The 18,323-nt window shown below is 60.5% G+C and carries 20 protein-coding genes and 1 pseudogene; 10 read left to right on the top strand and 11 right to left on the bottom strand.

Annotation, left to right across the window (positions count from 1 at the left end; all coding sequences use genetic code 11):
- Positions 1-26 precede the first annotated feature (26 nt).
- Complete coding sequence (locus tag C6382_RS11155) at positions 27-248, bottom strand: cysteine-rich CWC family protein (RefSeq protein ID WP_107024545.1); 222 nt, start codon at positions 246-248, stop codon at positions 27-29.
- Positions 241-1,767 (bottom strand): diguanylate cyclase, encoded by a 1,527-nt coding sequence (locus C6382_RS11160; protein ID WP_371919596.1) that lies wholly within the window; start codon positions 1,765-1,767, stop codon positions 241-243. Before C6382_RS11160 ends, C6382_RS11155 begins: the two co-directional genes overlap by 8 nt.
- Before the next feature lie 180 nt (positions 1,768-1,947).
- Between C6382_RS11160 and C6382_RS11165 the strand changes: the two genes are divergently transcribed.
- Complete coding sequence (locus C6382_RS11165; protein WP_107024546.1) at positions 1,948-2,343, top strand: hypothetical protein; 396 nt, start codon at positions 1,948-1,950, stop codon at positions 2,341-2,343.
- 5 nt (positions 2,344-2,348) lie between these two features.
- Here the strand turns inward: C6382_RS11165 and C6382_RS11170 are convergent, their stop codons facing one another.
- The gene (locus tag C6382_RS11170; protein ID WP_107024547.1) at positions 2,349-3,455 is read right to left on the bottom strand and encodes an enoyl-CoA hydratase/isomerase family protein; all 1,107 of its coding nucleotides are present in this window, start codon (positions 3,453-3,455) and stop codon (positions 2,349-2,351) included.
- A gap of 127 nt (positions 3,456-3,582) precedes the next feature.
- On the opposite strand from C6382_RS11170, the gene ung reads away from it, so the two are divergent.
- Positions 3,583-4,275: a uracil-DNA glycosylase gene (gene ung, locus C6382_RS11175; RefSeq protein ID WP_107024548.1), complete on the top strand. Its 693-nt coding sequence runs from the start codon at positions 3,583-3,585 to the stop codon at positions 4,273-4,275.
- A gap of 74 nt (positions 4,276-4,349) precedes the next feature.
- Here the strand turns inward: ung and C6382_RS11180 are convergent, their stop codons facing one another.
- From C6382_RS11180 to C6382_RS11200, 5 genes are all read right to left on the bottom strand, one after another.
- Positions 4,350-5,393 (bottom strand): AbrB family transcriptional regulator, encoded by a 1,044-nt coding sequence (locus C6382_RS11180; RefSeq protein ID WP_107024549.1) that lies wholly within the window; start codon positions 5,391-5,393, stop codon positions 4,350-4,352.
- Positions 5,386-6,900 carry a tripartite tricarboxylate transporter permease gene (locus tag C6382_RS11185; RefSeq protein ID WP_107024550.1) on the bottom strand — a complete coding sequence of 505 codons (1,515 nt, stop codon included), beginning with the start codon at positions 6,898-6,900 and terminating at the stop codon, positions 5,386-5,388. Before C6382_RS11185 ends, C6382_RS11180 begins: the two co-directional genes overlap by 8 nt.
- 1 nt (position 6,901) lies before the next feature.
- A complete protein-coding gene (locus C6382_RS11190) occupies positions 6,902-7,360 on the bottom strand; it encodes a tripartite tricarboxylate transporter TctB family protein (protein WP_107024551.1) in 459 nt (152 codons plus the stop codon).
- 102 nt (positions 7,361-7,462) lie between these two features.
- Positions 7,463-8,443 carry a tripartite tricarboxylate transporter substrate binding protein gene (locus C6382_RS11195; RefSeq protein WP_107024552.1) on the bottom strand — a complete coding sequence of 327 codons (981 nt, stop codon included), beginning with the start codon at positions 8,441-8,443 and terminating at the stop codon, positions 7,463-7,465.
- Between the two features lie 34 nt (positions 8,444-8,477).
- Positions 8,478-9,767, bottom strand: coding sequence for an OprD family porin (locus tag C6382_RS11200; RefSeq protein ID WP_107024553.1), 1,290 nt, complete (start codon positions 9,765-9,767; stop codon positions 8,478-8,480).
- A 203-nt stretch (positions 9,768-9,970) separates the two neighbouring features.
- Between C6382_RS11200 and C6382_RS11205 the strand changes: the two genes are divergently transcribed.
- The gene (locus tag C6382_RS11205) at positions 9,971-10,642 is read left to right on the top strand and encodes a response regulator (protein WP_038607596.1); all 672 of its coding nucleotides are present in this window, start codon (positions 9,971-9,973) and stop codon (positions 10,640-10,642) included.
- Entirely contained in the window at positions 10,635-12,014 is a 1,380-nt protein-coding gene (locus C6382_RS11210) for a sensor histidine kinase (RefSeq protein ID WP_107024554.1), read from the top strand. The genes C6382_RS11205 and C6382_RS11210 overlap by 8 nt, the downstream gene beginning before the upstream one ends.
- Here C6382_RS11210 and C6382_RS11215 read toward each other — a convergent pair.
- Both C6382_RS11215 and C6382_RS11220 read right to left on the bottom strand, forming a co-directional pair.
- Entirely contained in the window at positions 12,011-12,820 is an 810-nt protein-coding gene (locus tag C6382_RS11215) for an HDOD domain-containing protein (protein ID WP_107024555.1), read from the bottom strand. The two genes, C6382_RS11210 and C6382_RS11215, sit on opposite strands and share 4 nt — an antisense overlap.
- Positions 12,821-12,881: 61 nt before the next feature.
- The gene (locus tag C6382_RS11220; RefSeq protein WP_107024556.1) at positions 12,882-13,823 is read right to left on the bottom strand and encodes a folate-binding protein YgfZ; all 942 of its coding nucleotides are present in this window, start codon (positions 13,821-13,823) and stop codon (positions 12,882-12,884) included.
- A 165-nt stretch (positions 13,824-13,988) separates the two neighbouring features.
- Between C6382_RS11220 and C6382_RS11225 the strand changes: the two genes are divergently transcribed.
- Both C6382_RS11225 and C6382_RS11230 read left to right on the top strand, forming a co-directional pair.
- A complete protein-coding gene (locus tag C6382_RS11225; protein ID WP_107024557.1) occupies positions 13,989-14,243 on the top strand; it encodes a succinate dehydrogenase assembly factor 2 in 255 nt (84 codons plus the stop codon).
- Complete coding sequence (locus tag C6382_RS11230) at positions 14,227-14,679, top strand: protein YgfX (RefSeq protein ID WP_107024558.1); 453 nt, start codon at positions 14,227-14,229, stop codon at positions 14,677-14,679. The genes C6382_RS11225 and C6382_RS11230 overlap by 17 nt, the downstream gene beginning before the upstream one ends.
- On the opposite strand, the pseudogene C6382_RS11235 reads toward C6382_RS11230, so the two are convergent.
- Positions 14,648-14,839, bottom strand: a pseudogene (locus C6382_RS11235) (L-aspartate oxidase); the annotation flags it as partial. The gene C6382_RS11230 and the pseudogene C6382_RS11235 overlap by 32 nt on opposite strands.
- Before the next feature lie 43 nt (positions 14,840-14,882).
- On the opposite strand from C6382_RS11235, the gene C6382_RS11240 reads away from it, so the two are divergent.
- The 4 genes from C6382_RS11240 (at position 14,883) to C6382_RS11255 (ending at position 18,268) form a co-directional block, all read left to right on the top strand.
- A complete protein-coding gene (locus C6382_RS11240) occupies positions 14,883-16,337 on the top strand; it encodes a tyrosine-type recombinase/integrase (RefSeq protein ID WP_107024559.1) in 1,455 nt (484 codons plus the stop codon).
- Between the two features lie 63 nt (positions 16,338-16,400).
- Positions 16,401-17,015: a hypothetical protein gene (locus tag C6382_RS11245; protein ID WP_218276262.1), complete on the top strand. Its 615-nt coding sequence runs from the start codon at positions 16,401-16,403 to the stop codon at positions 17,013-17,015.
- 227 nt (positions 17,016-17,242) lie between these two features.
- Entirely contained in the window at positions 17,243-17,773 is a 531-nt protein-coding gene (locus C6382_RS11250) for a hypothetical protein (protein ID WP_107024560.1), read from the top strand.
- Between the two features lie 162 nt (positions 17,774-17,935).
- Positions 17,936-18,268: a hypothetical protein gene (locus C6382_RS11255; protein WP_107024561.1), complete on the top strand. Its 333-nt coding sequence runs from the start codon at positions 17,936-17,938 to the stop codon at positions 18,266-18,268.
- Positions 18,269-18,323: the final 55 nt, after the last annotated feature.

An 18,323-nucleotide genomic window follows, 5' to 3' on the forward strand; every position in this document is an offset into this window, starting at 1 on the left:
AGGGCCAAGGTGCAGGGCGTTGCAGTTTAACGCTCGCTGGCGCGTTTTGCCGCCTCCAGTTGTTCCAGCACCTGGGCGCAGGCGGGGCACAGGCAGGCCGTGTTGCGCTGTTCGACAGGCAACGCCTCAAGCACTTCGGCGGCGATGCTGACGCTGTAGCACCAGCACGCCTTGGCCGCCGTGCGCGGGTCGGCGAGGCTGCAGCGGTTGCTGGCACCACAGGCAGGGCAGCGTTGCGGATCATTCATAGTCGGACCTGGGCATTTCTACGCAGACGCGGTTGCGTCCACTTTGCTTGGCGCGGTACAGCGCCTGATCGGCGCGGGCGATCAAGCTGTGCAGGGTATCTTCAGGCTGCAGGCTGCTCAAGCCAATGCTGGTGGTCAGTTTGATCGCTTTGTCGGCGAAGTTGAACACCCGTTGTTCGGTGTGCAGGCGAAGCTTTTCCGCCACCTCCTGGGCATGAACAGCGTCGGTGTCCTTGAGCAGCACGATAAATTCCTCGCCGCCCCAGCGACAGATGATATCCGCCTGACGCAGGCAGTTTTCCAGCACCAGGGCGAACTGACGCAGCACTTCGTCACCGGCCAGGTGGCCATGGGTGTCGTTGAGTTGCTTGAAGTGATCGAGGTCGATCAGCAAGGCGACCAGCGGCTTGGGCTCACGCTGGGCTTCCTGCAGCGCTTGCGCTGCCAGCAGGTCGAAGCCACGACGGTTGGGCAGGCCGGTGAGACTGTCGAGGGTGGCCAGGGTTTCGATGTTGTCCTGATGGCGCTTGACCATGGCGTTGAGCAGCGACAGTACCACCAGGCCGATGATGGTGCAGATCACCAGGTTCAGGTACAGCGACTGGCGGATGTTATCCAGGGCACCGTCTTCGCGTTTGTCGACGAACAGGTACCAGTTCAGCTCTGGCACCAGACGTACGTTGAGAAAGTGACTATGACCGTCACTGCTCAGGTACTCGTGACTGCCGCTGACAGGTTGAGGCATCTGCTTGAGCAATTCCCGCAAACTGTCGAGCTCACGCAGCGACTGGCCCGCGCGGGCACCATGGGCACCGCCTTTTGACCCGGTCAATACCACGTTGCCTTGCAGATCGACGAAGTACACCTGACGCTGGTAGCGCTGCTGGTAGTCATCGATCAGGCGCACTACGGCTTCGACTGAGAGGCCGATGCCGGCGACACCGATGAAGTTGCCGTTGTAGTCGAGCACGCGGTAGTTGATAAACACCGTCAGCCTGTCCTGGTTGGCCATGTCCAGGTCGACGTTGATTTCATAGGGAGCGTCCATTTTCCGCACCCGGTAGTACCAGGTGTCGCGCGGCTCCTGCGGGTCGATTTTCTTCAGTACGCCCTTTTGCGCCTGGTAGTAGCTACCGCTGGCGTTGGAGATGAAAAAAGCGGTGTACGCGTGGTACTGGGCCATGACTTCATTGAGGTACCGGGAGATTTGCGCCGGGTCGCGTTCACCGGCCAGAGCCCAGTCCCGCAAGAAGGTGTCGTGGGCCATCATCGAGGAAATCAGGATCGGTCGCACCAGGTCCTTCTGAATTTCCGAATAGACCGTGTCAGAGGTCAGTGGCAGCTCAGTGTTGACGATGCTTTCGCGGATCGAACTGCGCGAGGCGAAATAGCTCAGCAGCGACGTGGCCAGAAAGCCGCAGCCGAGCAACAACAACAAGGCCAGAATCAGCGAGCGCTGCGAAAACAGGGCGGAGCGAGGCAATATGGCATTCCCTTGATGTAGGCCAATGGCGTCCATTCTAGTGCTACGGCCGGAAAATAACTGGATAAATATCAAGGGTATTGCCCTTGTTGCAAATTATTGCGGCAAGGGCACCGGATCGGCTTTGCGTGGTCTTAATCAGTGTTGATCAGCGCTTGCCGATCAACGCCGACCAGCGCCGCTGGGATGGGCAGTTTCGCGGTCCGGGAGGCCGCCATGTATCGCCGACTTTTGCTTGTTGCAGTGCTGAGTTTGTTGACCGCCGGCTGTGTTCCTTATGGAGGTAACGGTTACTACCATCGCACCGAAGTCTATACCGCTGATCGCTATGGTTATCCGGGCTATTACCAGCCTGGCTATCAATACAACCGTGGTTACTATGTGGTGCCGCAACCGCGTTACTACTCGCCGCCACCAAAGTATTACCGTTCAACGCCGCACTACTACCGCTCGACGCCTCATTACAATCGTGCGACGCCGCACTATTACCGGTCGGCACCGGATCATTATTACAAACCCTATCCGGGCCGTGGGTATGATCGTTATCGCCAGGGCAATTCACGCCACGAGCGCAATGGCGATGGCCGACGTGACGGCAATTGGCATCGCTAGGCCATTCAGGCCAGGTCCGCCAGTGGATGACGGCCTTCCCAGGCCTTGCTGAAGTGTGCCTGGACTACCGCTGTTGGCACCTGGGCGATGTCCGCCCAGTGCCAATGCGGTTTCAGGTCCTTGTCGATCAAACGCGCACGCACACCTTCACTGAACTCTGGGTGCCGACAGCAATTGAGGCTGATGGTGTATTCCATCTGGAACACCTGGGCCAATGACAGGTGCCGTGCCCGTTGAATCTGTTCCCAGACCAGGTGAGCGGTCAGCGGACAGCCTTCAAGCATGTTTTGCGCGGCTTTGGCCAGCAGCAGGTCGGGGTTATTACGCAGTTGTGCGATGGCGCGCCAGGCACACACCGGATCGGCGACATCGAGCAGCGTGTCAATCTGTTTGCGTCTTGGCAGCCATTGGGCTGCGGGCAGTTGACTCTGAACCCCGTGCTGCTGGGCCTTGAGCAGGCTGTTGAGCTGCAGGGCGGTTTGTTCCTGCCAGTTCAGTTGCAGCAGGTCGTCGAGCAGTTCTTCTTGCTGGCTTTCCCCCAGCAAGCGGTCGGCCAGGCCCAGGTCAAGGGCATCAGTGGCGTTGATCGGCGCTCCGGTGAGGCCGAGAAACAAGCCAAGCTTGCCCGGCAACCGAGCCAGGAACCAGCTGGCGCCGACATCGGGATACAAGCCGATACTGATTTCCGGCATGGCCAGGCGGCTGCTTGGCGTGACGATGCGCACACTGGCGCCTTGCAGCAGGCCCATGCCGCCACCGAGCACATGCCCGTGGCCCCAGCACAGCAAGGGTTTTGGGTAGGTATGCAGGCGGTAATCCAGGCGGTATTCTGCGGCGAAGAAGTGCGCGGCCAATGGCGGCACCTCACCCGGGTGATGGCGGCAAGCCTCGGCCAGGCTGCGCACCTCACCGCCGGCACAGAAGGCCTTGAGGCCACTACCGCGCAGCAGCACGCAGACAATATCCGGGTTGTCGGCCCACTGGCTCAGTTGCTGGTCGAGCACTTCAATCATCGGTAACGACAAGGCATTGAGGGTCTTGGCGGCATCCAGGGTGGCGATGCCGATACGGGCACCATCGACGCCGGTGAGTTCTTCGCACTGTACGGCCATGGGCGACCTCATTCGTCTGATCCGGACAAGTATGGTCGCTGTTGGCGATTATGGCGGTCGCCGGTCGGATCGATTGACAAGCACCGGCAGCTTTCCTAGTGTCGCGCCATTGTTTACGGATGGCCCCATGACTGACGACGATCGCATCAAACTTGAACCGAGCTGGAAAGAAGCGCTGCGCGCCGAGTTCGACCAGCCCTACATGCAGCAACTGCGTGAATTCCTGCGCCAGGAATATGCGGCGGGCAAAGAGATTTACCCACCGGGCCCGTTGATTTTCAATGCGCTCAATTCCACGCCACTGGATCAGGTGAAAGTGGTGATCCTCGGCCAGGATCCGTATCACGGCCCTGGCCAGGCCCATGGTCTGTGCTTTTCGGTGCAGCCAGGGGTCCCCGCGCCGCCGTCGCTGGTCAATATCTACAAAGAACTGCACCGCGACCTGAACATCGAGATTCCCAGGCACGGCTGCCTGCAACACTGGGCGGATCAAGGCGTATTGCTGCTCAATACCACTATGACCGTGGAACGGGCCAATGCCGCCTCGCACGCCAAGAAGGGTTGGGAGAGTTTCACCGACCGCATCATCGAGCTGGTCAGCGAGCATCAGCCCAACACGGTGTTCCTGCTCTGGGGCGCTCATGCGCAGAGCAAGCAGAAGCTGATCGATGGCACCAAACATCTGGTGCTCAAGTCGGTGCACCCGTCGCCGTTGTCCGCCTACCGCGGGTTCCTCGGCTGTGGGCATTTCAGCCGGACCAACAAGTTCCTCGAACAACACGGTCTGCCGCCGGTCGAGTGGGCCTTGCCACCGTTGTAACCCCTCCGGTATGAGCGGGCTTGCCCCGCGATGCGATGCGACTGGCAGCCCGCAATCGCGGGGCAAGCCCGCTCCTACGGCCCGGCTGTCGAACGTTCGCCAACCCAGTGCCGGAACAACGGCTCGGCGAGAAACAGCACGAACAGCAAACGCATCACCTGCAACGCCGTCACCAGTGGGACTGATAACTGCAGGGTCTCGGCGGTCAGGCTCATTTCCGCGATACCGCCGGGCATCATGCCCAGGGTCAAAGAGCGCAGATCCAGCTGGGTCAGATGGCTCAAGGTCCAGGCAGCAGCGGCAGCGATCAGTATGCTCAAGGCTGTGGCAATCAAGGTGCGCCCGAGGAAGGATGGCGCCCGGCGAAAGAATGCCCGGTTAAAGTGACAGCCCAGGCCACTGCCAATCAGCCATTGGCCGATCTGGCTGGCGCCGTCGGGCAGGGCGATCTGCAAGTCAGCGCCGACACTGGCGACGGCCGCGACCAGCAGCGGGCCCAGCAGCCAGGGATTGGGCTGCTTCAGGCGCTGCCACAGGCAGGCCATGACGATACCCAGCGGGCAGATCAACGCCAGCCAGCCCCAGCTGACACTACCGTTGTGGGTGATCGCAACGCCATCGCCCAACAGGTACTTGAATAGCGCCGGTACGCACAACACTACCGCCAGTACCCGCAGGCTCTGTGCGGCAGCCACCTGACTGAGCACCGCACCGTTGCGAGCACCGAGGTTGACCATCTCCCCGGAACCGCCCGGCATGCTGGAAAAGAACGCCGTAGCGCGGTCTTCACCGGTACGGCGCAGCAACCAGATGCCAGCGACGCTGGAGACACTGGTGATCAGCGCGCCGCAGAAGATCAGGCCGAAGTTGCTCGCCACCTGTTCGAGCACCGCTGGGGTGAAGTGCAGGCCGATACCAATGCCGATGATCCACTGCCCGCATTTGCGCCCGCCAGGGATTTCGCTCAATTGCCAGGGCGTCAGGCAGCGTATCAGGATGATCGCCAACAGCGAGCCGACCATCCACGGCAGCGGCCAGCCGATCTGACTGGCGAGATACCCGCCCGTCAGGCCGACCAGCCCTGTAGCCCAAAACAACTTTGATGGCCGGTCAGACATCGGCCAGGGCACGACGCTGTACGCTTCGTTTGCGCCAGATGCGCAGCAGAGGCAGGAACAGCATGATTGCCGTCAGCGCCCAGACAGTCAGGCTGATCGGGCTGGACCAGAGAATCTCCAGGCCGCCATTGGAGATCGACAGCGCCCGGCGCAGGTTCTGCTCCATCAAGCCGCCGAGGATGAAGCCCAGCAGCAGTGGCGACAGCGGGAAGTCCAGCTTGCGCAGGATGTAGCCGAAGATACCGATGGCGATCATCAGAAACAGGTCGAAGGTGGTGGCGTGCACCGCGTAGACACCGATCGCGGTGATGATGGCGATCACCGGCACCAGCGCCCAGTTCGGCACGGCAAGGATGCGGGTGAAGATGCGCACCATCGGAATGTTGAGGATCACCAGCATGACGTTGGCGATGAACAGCGAAGCGATCAGCCCCCAGACGATGTCCGGCTGCTGCTGGAACAGCAGTGGGCCGGGAGTGATGTTGTACAGGGTCAGGGCGCCGATCATTACCGCCGTGGTCCCTGAGCCTGGGACGCCGAGGGTCAGCATCGGCACCAAGGCGCCGCAGCAGGCACCGCCGATGGCTGTTTCCGGTGCGGCCAGGCCACGCTTGTCACCTTGGCCGAAAGTGCCACTGGCACCGGCCAGGCGTTTCTCGGTCATGTAGGCCACCGCACTGGCCAGGGTCGCGCCAGCGCCTGGCAATACACCCATGATAAAACCCAGTACACCACAGCGAATGTTCACCAGGAACACCGAAGACGCTTCTTTGAAGTTGAACAGCATGCGACCGGTGGCTTTGACCGCTTGATGGCCATGGTGGGTTTTTTCCAGCAGCAGGAGAATTTCGCTGATGGAGAACAGGCCCAAGACCAACACGACGAACTGAATGCCATCGGCCAGGTGAATGCTGTCACCGGTGAAGCGGTACACGCCGCTGTTGGCATCAATGCCGACGCCGGACAGAAACAGGCCAATCAACGCTGCGATAAAAGTCTTCAGCGGTTTGTCTCCGGCCATACCGCCAAGGCAGACAATGGCAAAGACCATCAGCACGAAGTATTCCGCAGGCCCGAAAGCGATGGCCCATTTGGCCAGGAGCGGCGCGAACAACACCATGCCGCAGGTGGCGATAAAAGCACCGATGAACGAACTCCAGGCCGACAGCGACAGGGCTACACCGGCCAGGCCTTTGCGGGCCATGGGGTAACCGTCGAGGGTGGTCATCACCGTCGAGGCTTCCCCCGGAATGTTGAGCAGAATCGAGCTGATCCGCCCGCCGTACTCGCATCCCAGATACACCGCCGCCAACAGGATCAGCGCCGATTCTGGCGGTAAGCCCAAGGCGAAAGCGATGGGAATCAGCAAGGCCACGCCGTTGATTGGGCCCAGGCCCGGCAACAAGCCGACCACGGTGCCGATCAGGGTGCCGCACAAGGCGGTGACCAGGTTGTAGGGGCTCAGGGCGACGCCGAAGCCCTGGCCGAGATAGCCAAGCGTATCCATGTCAGTTCTCCAGTACGTCGAGTAGGCCCAAGGGCAGAGGCACATCCATTACACGGTCGAACAACCCGTACAGGGCGAGGCTCATCAAGCCGATGATTATCGCGCTGGGCAGCCAGCGCCCACCGTAAAGACGGGCCATCGGTACACCGATGAGGATGCTGCTGACGATGAAACCGAGGGATTCGAAGGTCGCGGCAAACACCAGCAACAAGATGACGCACAGGCCGATCTTGCGCAGGGTGTCGCGGTCCAGTTCAGGGTCATCGTCTTTGCGCACAATGGCGGTCGGGCGAATTGCCAGATACAACAGGGCGGCGCCCATCAGGCTGAGCATCAGCAGGGGGAAGGCGCGGGGGCCGACTGGTTCGTAGGAAAACGCGGCCTGGTAAGGCCAGGCCATGACCGCCAGTGCCGCGCAGGCAGCCAGCAAGATCAGGGCGAAGACGCGTTGCAGGATCATCAGGGGAATCCTCTTTTCGCGGAGCGAGCGCGCGCTCACAGGGTAACGCTGTGCCTGTGGGTGCGGGCTTGCCCCGCGATGCTTTGCGAAAGGTGGGTGAGCTTACTGAATCAGCCCGAATTCCTTGGCCAGGGTCTTGTAGTCCGCCACCTGTTTCTTCACGTAGGTGTCCAGCTCGGGGCCGGTCATGGCGAAGGGGAACAGTTCGCGCTGGTCACGCAGCTTGGCGAAGTCATCCGAGGCCAGCATCTTGTCGAACGAGGTTTTCCACCAGTCGTACTCTTCATCCGAGACCTTCGGCCCCAGATAGAAGCCTCGCACCACCGGCCAGACGATGTCGTAGCCTTGTTCTTTGGCGGTTGGGATGTCCTTCATTTCCGGTTCGTCCAGTCGACTCTCGGCGAACACCGCCAGCAGGCGCATGTCACCGCTCTGGATGTGCGGCATGGAGTCGGAGATGTCGGTACTGCCGACCTGGATATGCCCACCGAGTAGCGCTGTGGCAATTTCGCCACCGCCTTCAAGTGCGACATAGCGCAGGTCACGCGGGTTGATACCGGCGGCTTTGGCAATCAAGGCAGTCTGCATCCAGTCCTGGCTGCCGACGGTGCCGCCGGAGCCGATGACGACTTTGCTCGGGTCTTTCTTCAGCGCGGCAACCAGGTCGTCGAGGGTTTTGTAGGGCGAATCGCTTTTCACGGCAATGGCTCCGTAGCTGGTGCCTACCGCTGCCAGCCAGCGCACCGCGTTCTCATCGAAACGACCGAACTTACCCTGGGCCAGGTTGAGCAGCGAGCCGCTTGACCAGGCCACCAGGGTCCCGGCATCAGCCGGACGCTGGGCGACTACGGCGTTGTAGGCCACCGCGCCGACGCCGCCAGGCATGTAGGTCACGCGCATGGGTTTGCTGAGGATCTTCTCGTTGACCAAGGCGCTTTGCACCAGTTTGCAGGTCAGGTCGAAGCCACCGCCCGGGGAGGCCGGGGCGATGCATTCAGGGCGTTTAGGTTCGCCTGCCATGGCCTGGCCGGCAAGCATCAGGCAGGCAGTGGCAAGGGCAATGCGGCGCAATGAAAAGGTCATCGTCTATCTCCGTGAGCATTATTGTTATCGGGGATTACCACAGCGCAAGGCTGTAACTCACCAGCAGCCGCACTTCGTCGGCATCGCGGGCGAAGTTCGAACGGAAGGTGGCATTGCGCAGGCGCACGGCGACGTTTTTCAGGGCGCCACTTTGCACCACATACTTGAACTCGGTATCGCGTTCCCACTCTTTGCCTTCACCGCCATCGGCCAGGCTGACATTATCGCCGCTGATGTAGCGGGTCATAAAGGTCAGGCCGGGAATCCCCAGTTTGGCGAAGTCATAGTCGTAGCGGGCCTGCCAGGAGCGCTCGTCGGCGTCGGCGAAGTCGTTGATCTGTACGAAGTTGACCAGGTACGGGTCGGCACCGTCGACGTAAGGGAAGGCGGTGTCGCCCGACAGGTGTTGATAACCGGCACTGAGCTTGTGGCCGATGAGGCTGTAGCTGAGCATGGCGTTGAGTGCGGTGTTGTCGATGTTGCCGCCGCGGGCCTGGCCCTGGTCGTCGCTGAAGGCCATGCGCAGGTCGGCGCCGAAGGTGCCGGGGCCCCAGGGCTGGGTGGCGAGCATGCCGACAAAGTGTTGGCGATAGACATCATCGAGCTGCGCCCAGTGGTAGCTGCCGGTGATCCTGTCGGTGAACGTGTAATCGAGGCCGGCCATGTCGAAATGGTTGCCGGCCACGGTGCCGAGAAAGCGGCGGTTCTTGTTGTTGAGGGCGATGTCCTGGTTGTCGGTACTGTCGCGGTCCTTGGCCTTTTCCAGGCGCCCGCCGGTAAAGGTCAGGTTCTTGATTTCGCCGGAGGTCAGCAGGCCGCCTTCGAAGGTTTGCGGCAGGATGCGACCGTCGTTGGGTTGCAGGGTCGGCAGTTCCGGGATCAGGGTGCCGACTTTCAACTCGGTGGCCGAGATTTTCATCTTGCCGGTCAGACCGAGCTTCGAATACTCGTCGGCGGCGCGGCCATCATCGTGGGTCGGCAGCAGGCCGCTGCCGGTGCGGTCGGGGCTGGAGTCGAGCTTGATACCGAGCATTCCCAGGGCGTCGAGGCCAAAACCCACGGTACCGTCGGTATAGCCGGACTCGAAGTTGAGCATGAAGCCCTGGGCCCACTCGTCACGCTTGGACTGCTGGGCGCTGGTGCCATCGCGAAAGTCGCGGTTGAAGTACATGTTACGGGTTTCGAAGGTCGCCTTGCTGTCATCGAAGAAGGCGGCCTGGCTCAGCGGCGCGACGCCGGCAAGGGCGAGGGCGCTGGCAACTGCGGTCTGGCGAGAAGGTAAACGGCGGATAGGCGCGTGCGCCTGTGGCTGCATGGACAGCATCGTGGAGTGACTCCGTTATTGTTCTTATTAGTTCGAACTTCTAAGTTCGGTTGTACGGCAAGCAGAGTGAGCCGTGAGAGGATGCTAGGGGCTGAACCTTTCGCTAACCTTTCAACAGTTTTTCATTGTTGCGAAGGCTTCACAGGTGCGCTGTCGGCTGTACACTCCGCGCCATTGACCGCGACGCGACCGGGGAGAAAACGATGCGTGTGCTGCTCGTCGAAGACCATCTGCAACTGGCTGAAAGCGTGGCCCAGGCCCTGAAAAGTACCGGCCTGACCGTGGATGTGCTGCACGATGGCGTGGCCGCCGACCTGGCCCTGGCCAGTGAGGAATATGCTGTGGCGGTGCTCGATGTCGGCCTGCCGCGCATGGACGGCTTCGAAGTGCTGGCGCGCCTGCGCGCCCGTGGCAAAACCGTGCCGGTGCTGATGTTGACTGCGCGCAGTGACGTCAAGGACCGGGTTCACGGCCTGAATCTGGGAGCCGACGACTACCTGGCCAAGCCGTTCGAACTGACTGAGCTGGAGGCGCGGGTCAAGGCTCTGTTGCGCCGCAGTGTGCTGGGTGGTGAGCGTCAACAGCGCTGTGGCCCACTGGTCTACGACCTGGACACCCGGCGTTTCACCCTCGGTGACGAACTGCTGACTTTGACCTCCCGCGAGCAGGCCGTGCTTGAAGCCCTGATCGCCCGCCCGGGGCGGGTGATGAGCAAGGAGCAACTGGCCGCCCAGGTCTTCGGCCTGGATGAAGAAGCCAGTGCCGATGCCATCGAGATCTATATCCATCGCTTGCGCAAGAAGCTCGATGGCCATGCCGTGGCCATCGTTACCTTCAGGGGGCTCGGCTACCTGCTCGAGCATCGCGATGCGTGACAGCGTCAGCCTGCGCGGGCGGCTGCTGTGGAACCTGGCCTTGCTGCTGGTGGTGTTGATGCTGGCCAGTGGTCTGAGTGCCTACTGGAATGGTCGTGAAGCGGCCGACACCGCCTACGATCGCACCCTGCTGGCTTCAGCGCGAACCATTGCCGCAGGCTTGTCCCAGCGTGACGGCAGCCTCAGTGCCGATGTGCCCTATGTGGCCCTGGATACCTTTGCCTACGACAGCGCCGGACGTATCTACTACCAGGTCAATGACATTCACCAGCGCCTGATCTCTGGCTACGAAAACCTGCCCGCACCACCACCGGGCACGCCGCGCACCGATGATTACCCGGCCCTGGCACGCTTCTACAACGCGCGTTACCTGGGGCAGGACGTGCGTGTGGTGAGCTTGCTCAAGGCCGTCAGCGAACCGAACATGAATGGCATGGCCGAGATTCGCGTGGCCGAAACCGAAGAGGCGCGGGTGCGCATGGCCCGCAGCCTGATGGCCGATACCCTTTTGCGTCTTGGCATGCTGGCGCTTGGAGCGTTGATGCTGGTGTGGTTCGCGGTAAGTGCTGCGTTACGGCCGCTGGAACGCTTGCGCAGTGCGGTGGAGGAACGTCAGCCCGACGACCTGCGGGCGTTGCCGCTGGTCGAGGTGCAGCGTGAATTGAGCCCGCTGGTGCGCGCCTTGAACCATTTCACCGAACGCCTGCGCGGCCAGTTTGAGCGCCAGGCGCAGTTCATCGCCGAAGCCGCCCATGAACTGCGCACACCGCTCGCCGCGCTCAAGGCCAGAGTCGAGCTGGGCTTGCGCTCGAATGACCCCCAGGTCTGGCGCGACACCCTGGAGTCGGCTGCCCAAGGCACCGACCGCCTGACTCACTTGGCCAACCAGTTGCTCTCCCTGGCGCGGGTGGAGAATGGCGCACGGGCCATTGCCGAAGGCGGCGCGCAGTCGCTCGATCTCAGTCAATTGGCGCGCGAACTGGGCATGGCCATGGCGCCGCTGGCCTACGCCCGGGGTGTGGCGCTGGCACTGGAGGCCGAGGTGCCTGTGCATGTGCGTGGCGAACCGACCTTGCTCAACGAGTTGCTCAGTAATCTGGTGGACAACGCCTTGGCCCATACGCCCAAAGGTGGCAACGTGATTTTGCGGGTCTACGCGCCAGGGGTTCTGGAAGTCGAGGACGATGGCCCGGGGATTCCTGAAGATGAGCGCGAACGGGTGTTCGAACGCTTTTATCGACGCAGCGCTCAGGGCACCGGCCTGGGCCTGGCGATCGTCGGCGAAATCTGCCGCGCCCACCTGGCGCAGATCAGTCTTCACGACGGCGAGCGGGGCGGCTTGAAAGTGCGGGTCAGCTTTACCGTTGATTAGCGAAACATCGAGCGGGCATAGAGAAGATCACTGGCCACCAGTTCGGTGCCGGTCGGCAGTCCCAGGTGGCGGTAGGCGGGCAGCGCCGCCAAGGGCCGTGACTTGCCGATGGCCGGGCTCAGGGCCCGGGCGATCTGGACGATGTCGACGTAATCGACCCGGTCGCTGCCGCGGTCCAGATCCAGAACCTGTCCAGGCAGTCTGACCAGCTGCTCGGGAAACTCCCAGCTGGTGAGGATCTTGTCACCCAGTACCGGATGGATCTGGTCGATCACATAGTTCAGGCACACCGGATCGGATAGCAGTTCGTTGTGCTCTTCGGCATAGATCAGAATCGGCAGGACGCCGATCTGATGAACCAGGCCGGCAAGTGCGCCCTGGTCAGGCTTGAGCTGGGTGTAGCGCAAGCAGAGTTCGTAGCTGATACCGGCTACTTCCAGGCTGGTTGCCCAGATTTCACGCATTTTCTTTTCCACCACCTCGGAGCGGGCGTGGAAGATCTGCTCGATCACCAGGCCGACGGCCAGGTTGCAGCTGTAGTTGATACCAAGGCGGGTGATCGCGGTCTGCAGGTCAGTGACCTCGACCGTGGCACGCAGCAGCGGGCTGTTCACCACCTTGATCAGGCGCGCCGACAGGGCCGCATCACGACCGATGACCTTGCTCAGGGCGCTGACGCTGATCTCGGTGTCTTCAGCGGCCTCGCGGATGCTCAAGGCGACCTCCGGCAGAGTCGGCAGCACCAGGTCATCATTTTTGATGGCGGCCAGTAACTGGGCCTGGACCATCTCGGCCAGCTTGTTCATCGCGGTTCTCTACAGCAATTCAAAAGGGCCCCGGCCTTCGATGCGCCGGGGCAGGGCTGACTCAGCGCTGGATTTCGCGGTCGCGGTCCAGTTCGTAAGGCAGCGACAGCAGTTCCAGGCGCGGGCCGTCGAGGCTTCCCAGGTGCAGATTGTTGTCTTCCACGGCATCGGCGCTCAGCACTGCCAGCAATTCGCTGCCGGTTGCGCTGCGGGCCGCCAGGACCACTTCACCCACCGAAGAGCCATGGGTCGGCGAGAAAATCTCGCTTCCCGGCTCGGGCAGGGATTCGCTCGCCAGGGCTACACGGTACTGGCGGCGCTTGAGCTTACCCAGGTACTGCATGCGGGCGACGATTTCCTGGCCGGTGTAGCAGCCTTTCTTGAAGCTGACGCCACCCACGGCCTGCAAGTTGATCATCTGCGGGATGAACAGCTCACGGGTCTGGGCCATGACCTGACCAATGCCAGCGCGGATTTGCCCGAGCAGCCAGTCGTTAAGCTCGGCTTTTGGCAACTTCCCGGCCAACTGCGCCTGCACGCGTTCTGCCTGTTCGGCAGGCACCCAGAGCTCGATGCGACCCGCCGACACGGCAACGGCAATCAGCCCGTCGTGGCGCGTGATCGCGTCTACCTGTGCCGGCACCTCAAGGCCCAGCGCCTGCAGTGCCGCGTCACCGCCATGCAAGCCAAAGCGAACCCAGGCAGCGCTGTCATCGGTCAGCTTGGCCTTGGAGAACACCGCGTACTTCTTCAGGTCGGCCAGTTGTGCTTCAAGCAACTCGCGCGTCATGGCCAGGAGAAAACCATCGCCTTCAGGCAGGATGCGAAAGCTCGACTGCATGCGGCCTTTGACCATGCAGCGCGCGCCGAGGCTGCTGGTGCTGTCGCCCAGGTAGTTGATGTTACAGGTCAGTTGGCCTTGCAGGAACTTGCCGGCGTCCGAGCCGCGGACGGCGAGGACGCCTTCGTGGGATAGGGTGCAGAAAAAAGCGGAATCGGCCATGGGATATCGCAGGGTAGTAAGACTGAGGGCCATGATAGAGCGCCGTTGGCAAAATAGGTAGTTGAGCGCGCCACTCTGTCATTATTTGCTCACATGTCCGGACCAACGTCTCGTGTCCCCCGGGCGCTGGCTCTGTATACTGGCGGCCTATTTTAGGAGGGCTCCATGGTCGAACAAACTGAACTCAATCGGCTCTTTTGGCACAGCCGCCGTGGCATGCTTGAGCTCGATGTATTGCTGGTCCCGTTCAGCGCGGAAGTCTACCCAACCCTGAGCGAGGCTGATCGCGAGCTATACAAGCGCCTGCTGAGCTGCGAAGACCAGGACATGTTCGGCTGGTTCATGGAGCGCAGCGAGTCCGAAGATTCGGAGCTGCAGCGTATGGTTCGCATCATTCTGGACCGTGTCCAGCCCAAGTGAGCAGTTCGAGTGCCGCTGGCAGGGTTCGACAAACCTGCTGGTGGCGTATCTGGCCAGCTTGCTGCTGGCCTTGCTGGCGCTGAGCCTGCTGCAGCTTCCCTGGTGGTTGCGGCTTTCAGGTGTGGTGTTGTGTCTGCTGCACGCGGGCTGGACAATTCCCCGGCGCATCCTGCTCAGCCATCCCCAGGCTATCAACGGTTTGCGTCGTGACCGTGATGGCTGGCAGCTGTTCAGCCATGCCCAGGGTTGGCAGCCGGTGCAACTGCGCCCGGACAGCCTGGCCTTGCCGGGCTTGATCGTGCTGCGCTATCGCCGGCAAGGGTGGTGCTGGAGCCAAGGTCTGTGTATCGCCCATGATGCGCTGGAACCGGTGCTGCACCGGCGCCTGCGCGTGCGCCTGAAGTTCAGTCGGCGTAGGTGGGCGGCTGCAGAATAGTGTCGCGGGCTTCGGCAAGCATGCCTGGGTAGTCCAGGGTGTAATGCAGGCCTCGGCTTTCCTTGCGCTGCATGGCGCTGCGGATCATCAGCTCGGCAACCTGGGCCAGGTTGCGCAACTCGATCAGGTCGCGGCTGACCTTGTAGTTGCTGTAGAACTCGACGCTATGAGGCTAAACCCAATGGATACAGGGGTTTCAGCCGATGACCATCCACCAACGCGCCCAAAGTGGTACAAACCTGTTACAAACCGCCCTCGCCAAGCCGTACCACTATCGTCGGTCTGGTCGCTATTACCTTCGCCTTCGCCCTCAAGGCACCGCTAAGGGCTTCTTCACGCTATCGCTCAGGACCACCGACAAGGCCACCGCAATGACCATCTCCCAAGAAATCCTTCAGACCCTCAAGGCTTTCCACTTCGACAACCCTGAGGCCACTTGGGATCAGCTGAGGGGGCGCCTTGAGGACATCGCTGAGAGCTGCCTGACGATGGCCCACGGGGATGGCTCATTGGTTGCCTACGAGATGATCCATGATGAGCAGCATGTTGCCCTTCGTGAGGCCAGCGCAAAGCTACCGCTCACAGTCAATCAGCAACGGGCAGTGAGCAAGGCATTGGAGATCCTTGAGGCCGCTCAAGAGCGCTTAGAGGGAAGGCCGGGGAAGTTGGTCGAGATCGTAAGGGACCTCAAGGCTGAGGATTGTAGCACGTCTGTAGCCCTGTCTCCGTCCCTATCTGTATTACCGTCTGAGCCGCTGACCTTCAAGGCTCTCTCAGCGCTCTACATGGATGAGCATAAGGAGCATGCAGTGGCTAACACCATACGAGACGTGAAGTCCTCCTGTAAGACCATCGCTGCGATCCTCGGTGACTTGGACCTGAGGACCCACACGCGGGAGGACATGAAGAACCTGCGGGCCAAGCTCCTTGAGGGGCGCAAGCCTTTAACGGTGGGGAAGATCCTGACCACGCTATCGACGGTGATGAAGTGGGCAGTGAACAACGACTATCTCACCAAGGCGCTCACTGAGGGTCTGAAGCCAACTAAGGGCACTGACAGCTCCCGTGAGGCGTTCTCTCAGGATCAGGTAAAGGCCCTCATGGCCCACGCCAAGACGCTTCCGGTGGACTCATGGCAGCGCTGGGCACTGTCCCTCGGGGTTATCGCTGGGACTCGTATCGAGGAGCTGAGGCAACTCACCAAGGCGGACGTTAAGGAGATCCCAGGCACTGACGGCAATGGTGTCTGGGTCATCGACATTAATAGGAACGATGGCAAGACAGCCAAGACCAAGAATGCGCTCCGTGTCGTACCGCTGACCGATGGCGCCTATGGATTCGACCTCCAAGCATTCCTTGGGTTTGTCGAGAAGGCCGAATCGCAGTTGTTCAAGTTGGGAGCTGGTCAGTTCTCTGTGTTGCTCAATGGTGCCCTTCGGGATGTCCTGAGCTTGAATGCTGACCGGACCCAGACCTTCCACTCGCTGCGTCATTCATTGGCTGGCGCCTTGAAGGCCGTTGCGACTCAGGTGGAGATCAACGAGGCGATCTTAGGACACGCTTCGGGGTCCATCAGTAACGACCTATATGGGGCTGGAAGTTCTGTAGAAGTAGCGCGGATGGCTGCCGCTTTGAAAACCGCTTTGCTTGTTGAGTAAGACACTTGAGATGGGCAGTATTTCACGAGGCCTTTCTACCTATATCGCACAAGGAGTTTTCCATTGAATAAGGGATGTTTCATTCTCGGATTTTCAATCTATGCCGCCCTTCAGGCGTTCTCAGTAGGGGCGATGGCTGCCAATCAATTGTGGGTCACTACCGATCGCACTGACAGACACACTTGCCCTTCGACCGAATGCGGGGTGGCGGGACGACTGATGTTCAGAGAGGGCGTCGAAGCCTTGGAGAAGAAGGGGAAATGGGTGCGTATTACCAAGACCTACTCAGCGTCCTGTGTCGGAGGTACGAGCGAATATGTGAAGGAGGGTAATAAATCCTGCACAAGTGCTAATGGAATCAAAGATGGGAAGTTTGCCGAATGGGTCCAGACCAAAGACTTGAGTGAAAAGCGTCCTGAAGATCCGGCAGAGGGGGCGAGTGGCGATGATGCGCTTATTAAAGGGTCTGATGATTACAGAATATACAAGACACAATTCGCCAAGGCCGCCCGTCAGCTAATAATCGATGGGACCTGCACTGAGGGTGACTTTCAAGAAATGGGTGGATGGATGGCTTCAACCAATCGGGGCCCCGGTATGTACTTCACTTATTGCGGAGGGATGACATCCAGCAACAAAGTCTACCTCGACACCAAGTCAGGAAAGACCAGCCGCTGAGTGCAGGCGGAAGCAAGGGTCTTGGAAACATCCAGCCAGCTCAATTTACGCGCTCCTACGTGAAATCTAATCGACTCGCTGGGTCCTGGCCCTGCTGGATTATCGTAGGAGCGTGGTAGTAAATCTCAAGATGCCTTAAAGGCCCGTGTTTGTTGGGCTTGGCGGTTGGTGTCGTAAAAACCCTCACTATTGCCACAGCGTCGTGGCGACAGACGAGGACCATTCCAATGACCAGCTATGACCCCGCTCTACACGAAGCCATCACCACCGCATCGCTCGCCATCCCCAAGCGTGGCCGAGGCCGACCCACCAAGATCATCACCAACCTGTTCCATGGCTTCATCGGGCCGACCACTGACTACGGCCAATATCCTACCTTCGCCATGGACATCCTTGAGGGCATCGCTCGGCTGGACTGGCATGACCGGCCTATCGGGTCTGGTGGCTCATCCAAACCCCTGTCCGTGAAGCGCCTTGTGGGCATCCTTGCGGAACTTGAGGTCGTCTCAGCGGCCACCATCATGGCTCAATACAGGCTGGGTCTCCGACAGGCTCAGCGCTACGTGAAGGCCATTGAATTGGCCATGCCGTACCTTCTAAAGAGCCGTCCAGACGATCTGAGCTACGAGATGCGCTATGGCTTCCTAAAGGAAACAACCAGAGCCAACGACTGGGAAGACCAGCTTGAGCCACCAAGTCCTGAGGCCCTCGCAAAGCTGCGCTACGACCTGCGAACCCTCGGCAATGAGGCAGCCTGATTAAATGCCGCATACTTATAAGAATCATTGAGACACCCAATCGACCATAGCAATCGACCAGATAACAGAACCCTTATTGACCCGCTCATTGAGGAGAGGGGTAGTGATAATAATCACCCCTCCTCGAAAAGGAATCTTAAAGAACATCGCAAAGGAGAACTCATGACCGCTCTCATCGCCTGCCCAGTAACCTCTCAGCTCACCGAGGACAACCTCACCACTTTGTCACTGGTCTTCCCGGCACCTTCACGACCTCAATTGATCGAGCTTCGCCGTGTCTTGAGCAAGCGAGACGCATCCTTTAGGACCTACGGTTCTGGGGTCGTCACCTTCGACAAAGACGCCTTGCTCCATGAGGTCGCCTTGAAGTGCTCCGAGAAGACTGCCGAGCGGCTGTCCCATCTGGTCGCCCATGGGGTCTGTCTTCAGGCCATCGCTTCGACGCCCTTGAGGATTTCTGTGACTGGAACTGATCGAATCTCGCTCAGAGATTAAGGTGTCCGCCATAGTGTCGTTTAAAAACCCTCACTATTAGGAGACACCCAAGTAC

This window comes from Pseudomonas sp. BBP2017 (genome assembly GCF_003024385.1).
Taxonomy (GTDB): Bacteria; Pseudomonadota; Gammaproteobacteria; order Pseudomonadales; family Pseudomonadaceae; genus Aquipseudomonas.

Excerpts from the sequence above, each read along its gene's own strand:
- C6382_RS11155 (WP_107024545.1), bottom strand. The coding sequence starts at position 248 with ATGAATGATCCGCAACGCTGCCCTGCCTGTGGTGCCAGCAACCGCTGC.
- C6382_RS11160 (WP_371919596.1), bottom strand. The coding sequence starts at position 1,767 with ATGGACGCCATTGGCCTACATCAAGGGAATGCCATATTGCCTCGCTCC.
- C6382_RS11165 (WP_107024546.1), top strand. The coding sequence starts at position 1,948 with ATGTATCGCCGACTTTTGCTTGTTGCAGTGCTGAGTTTGTTGACCGCC.
- C6382_RS11170 (WP_107024547.1), bottom strand. The coding sequence starts at position 3,455 with ATGGCCGTACAGTGCGAAGAACTCACCGGCGTCGATGGTGCCCGTATC.
- ung (WP_107024548.1), top strand. The coding sequence starts at position 3,583 with ATGACTGACGACGATCGCATCAAACTTGAACCGAGCTGGAAAGAAGCG.
- C6382_RS11180 (WP_107024549.1), bottom strand. The coding sequence starts at position 5,393 with ATGTCTGACCGGCCATCAAAGTTGTTTTGGGCTACAGGGCTGGTCGGC.
- C6382_RS11185 (WP_107024550.1), bottom strand. The coding sequence starts at position 6,900 with ATGGATACGCTTGGCTATCTCGGCCAGGGCTTCGGCGTCGCCCTGAGC.
- C6382_RS11190 (WP_107024551.1), bottom strand. The coding sequence starts at position 7,360 with ATGATCCTGCAACGCGTCTTCGCCCTGATCTTGCTGGCTGCCTGCGCG.
- C6382_RS11195 (WP_107024552.1), bottom strand. The coding sequence starts at position 8,443 with ATGACCTTTTCATTGCGCCGCATTGCCCTTGCCACTGCCTGCCTGATG.
- C6382_RS11200 (WP_107024553.1), bottom strand. The coding sequence starts at position 9,767 with ATGCTGTCCATGCAGCCACAGGCGCACGCGCCTATCCGCCGTTTACCT.
- C6382_RS11205 (WP_038607596.1), top strand. The coding sequence starts at position 9,971 with ATGCGTGTGCTGCTCGTCGAAGACCATCTGCAACTGGCTGAAAGCGTG.
- C6382_RS11210 (WP_107024554.1), top strand. The coding sequence starts at position 10,635 with ATGCGTGACAGCGTCAGCCTGCGCGGGCGGCTGCTGTGGAACCTGGCC.
- C6382_RS11215 (WP_107024555.1), bottom strand. The coding sequence starts at position 12,820 with ATGAACAAGCTGGCCGAGATGGTCCAGGCCCAGTTACTGGCCGCCATC.
- C6382_RS11220 (WP_107024556.1), bottom strand. The coding sequence starts at position 13,823 with ATGGCCGATTCCGCTTTTTTCTGCACCCTATCCCACGAAGGCGTCCTC.
- C6382_RS11225 (WP_107024557.1), top strand. The coding sequence starts at position 13,989 with ATGGTCGAACAAACTGAACTCAATCGGCTCTTTTGGCACAGCCGCCGT.
- C6382_RS11240 (WP_107024559.1), top strand. The coding sequence starts at position 14,883 with ATGACCATCCACCAACGCGCCCAAAGTGGTACAAACCTGTTACAAACC.
- C6382_RS11250 (WP_107024560.1), top strand. The coding sequence starts at position 17,243 with ATGACCAGCTATGACCCCGCTCTACACGAAGCCATCACCACCGCATCG.
- C6382_RS11255 (WP_107024561.1), top strand. The coding sequence starts at position 17,936 with ATGACCGCTCTCATCGCCTGCCCAGTAACCTCTCAGCTCACCGAGGAC.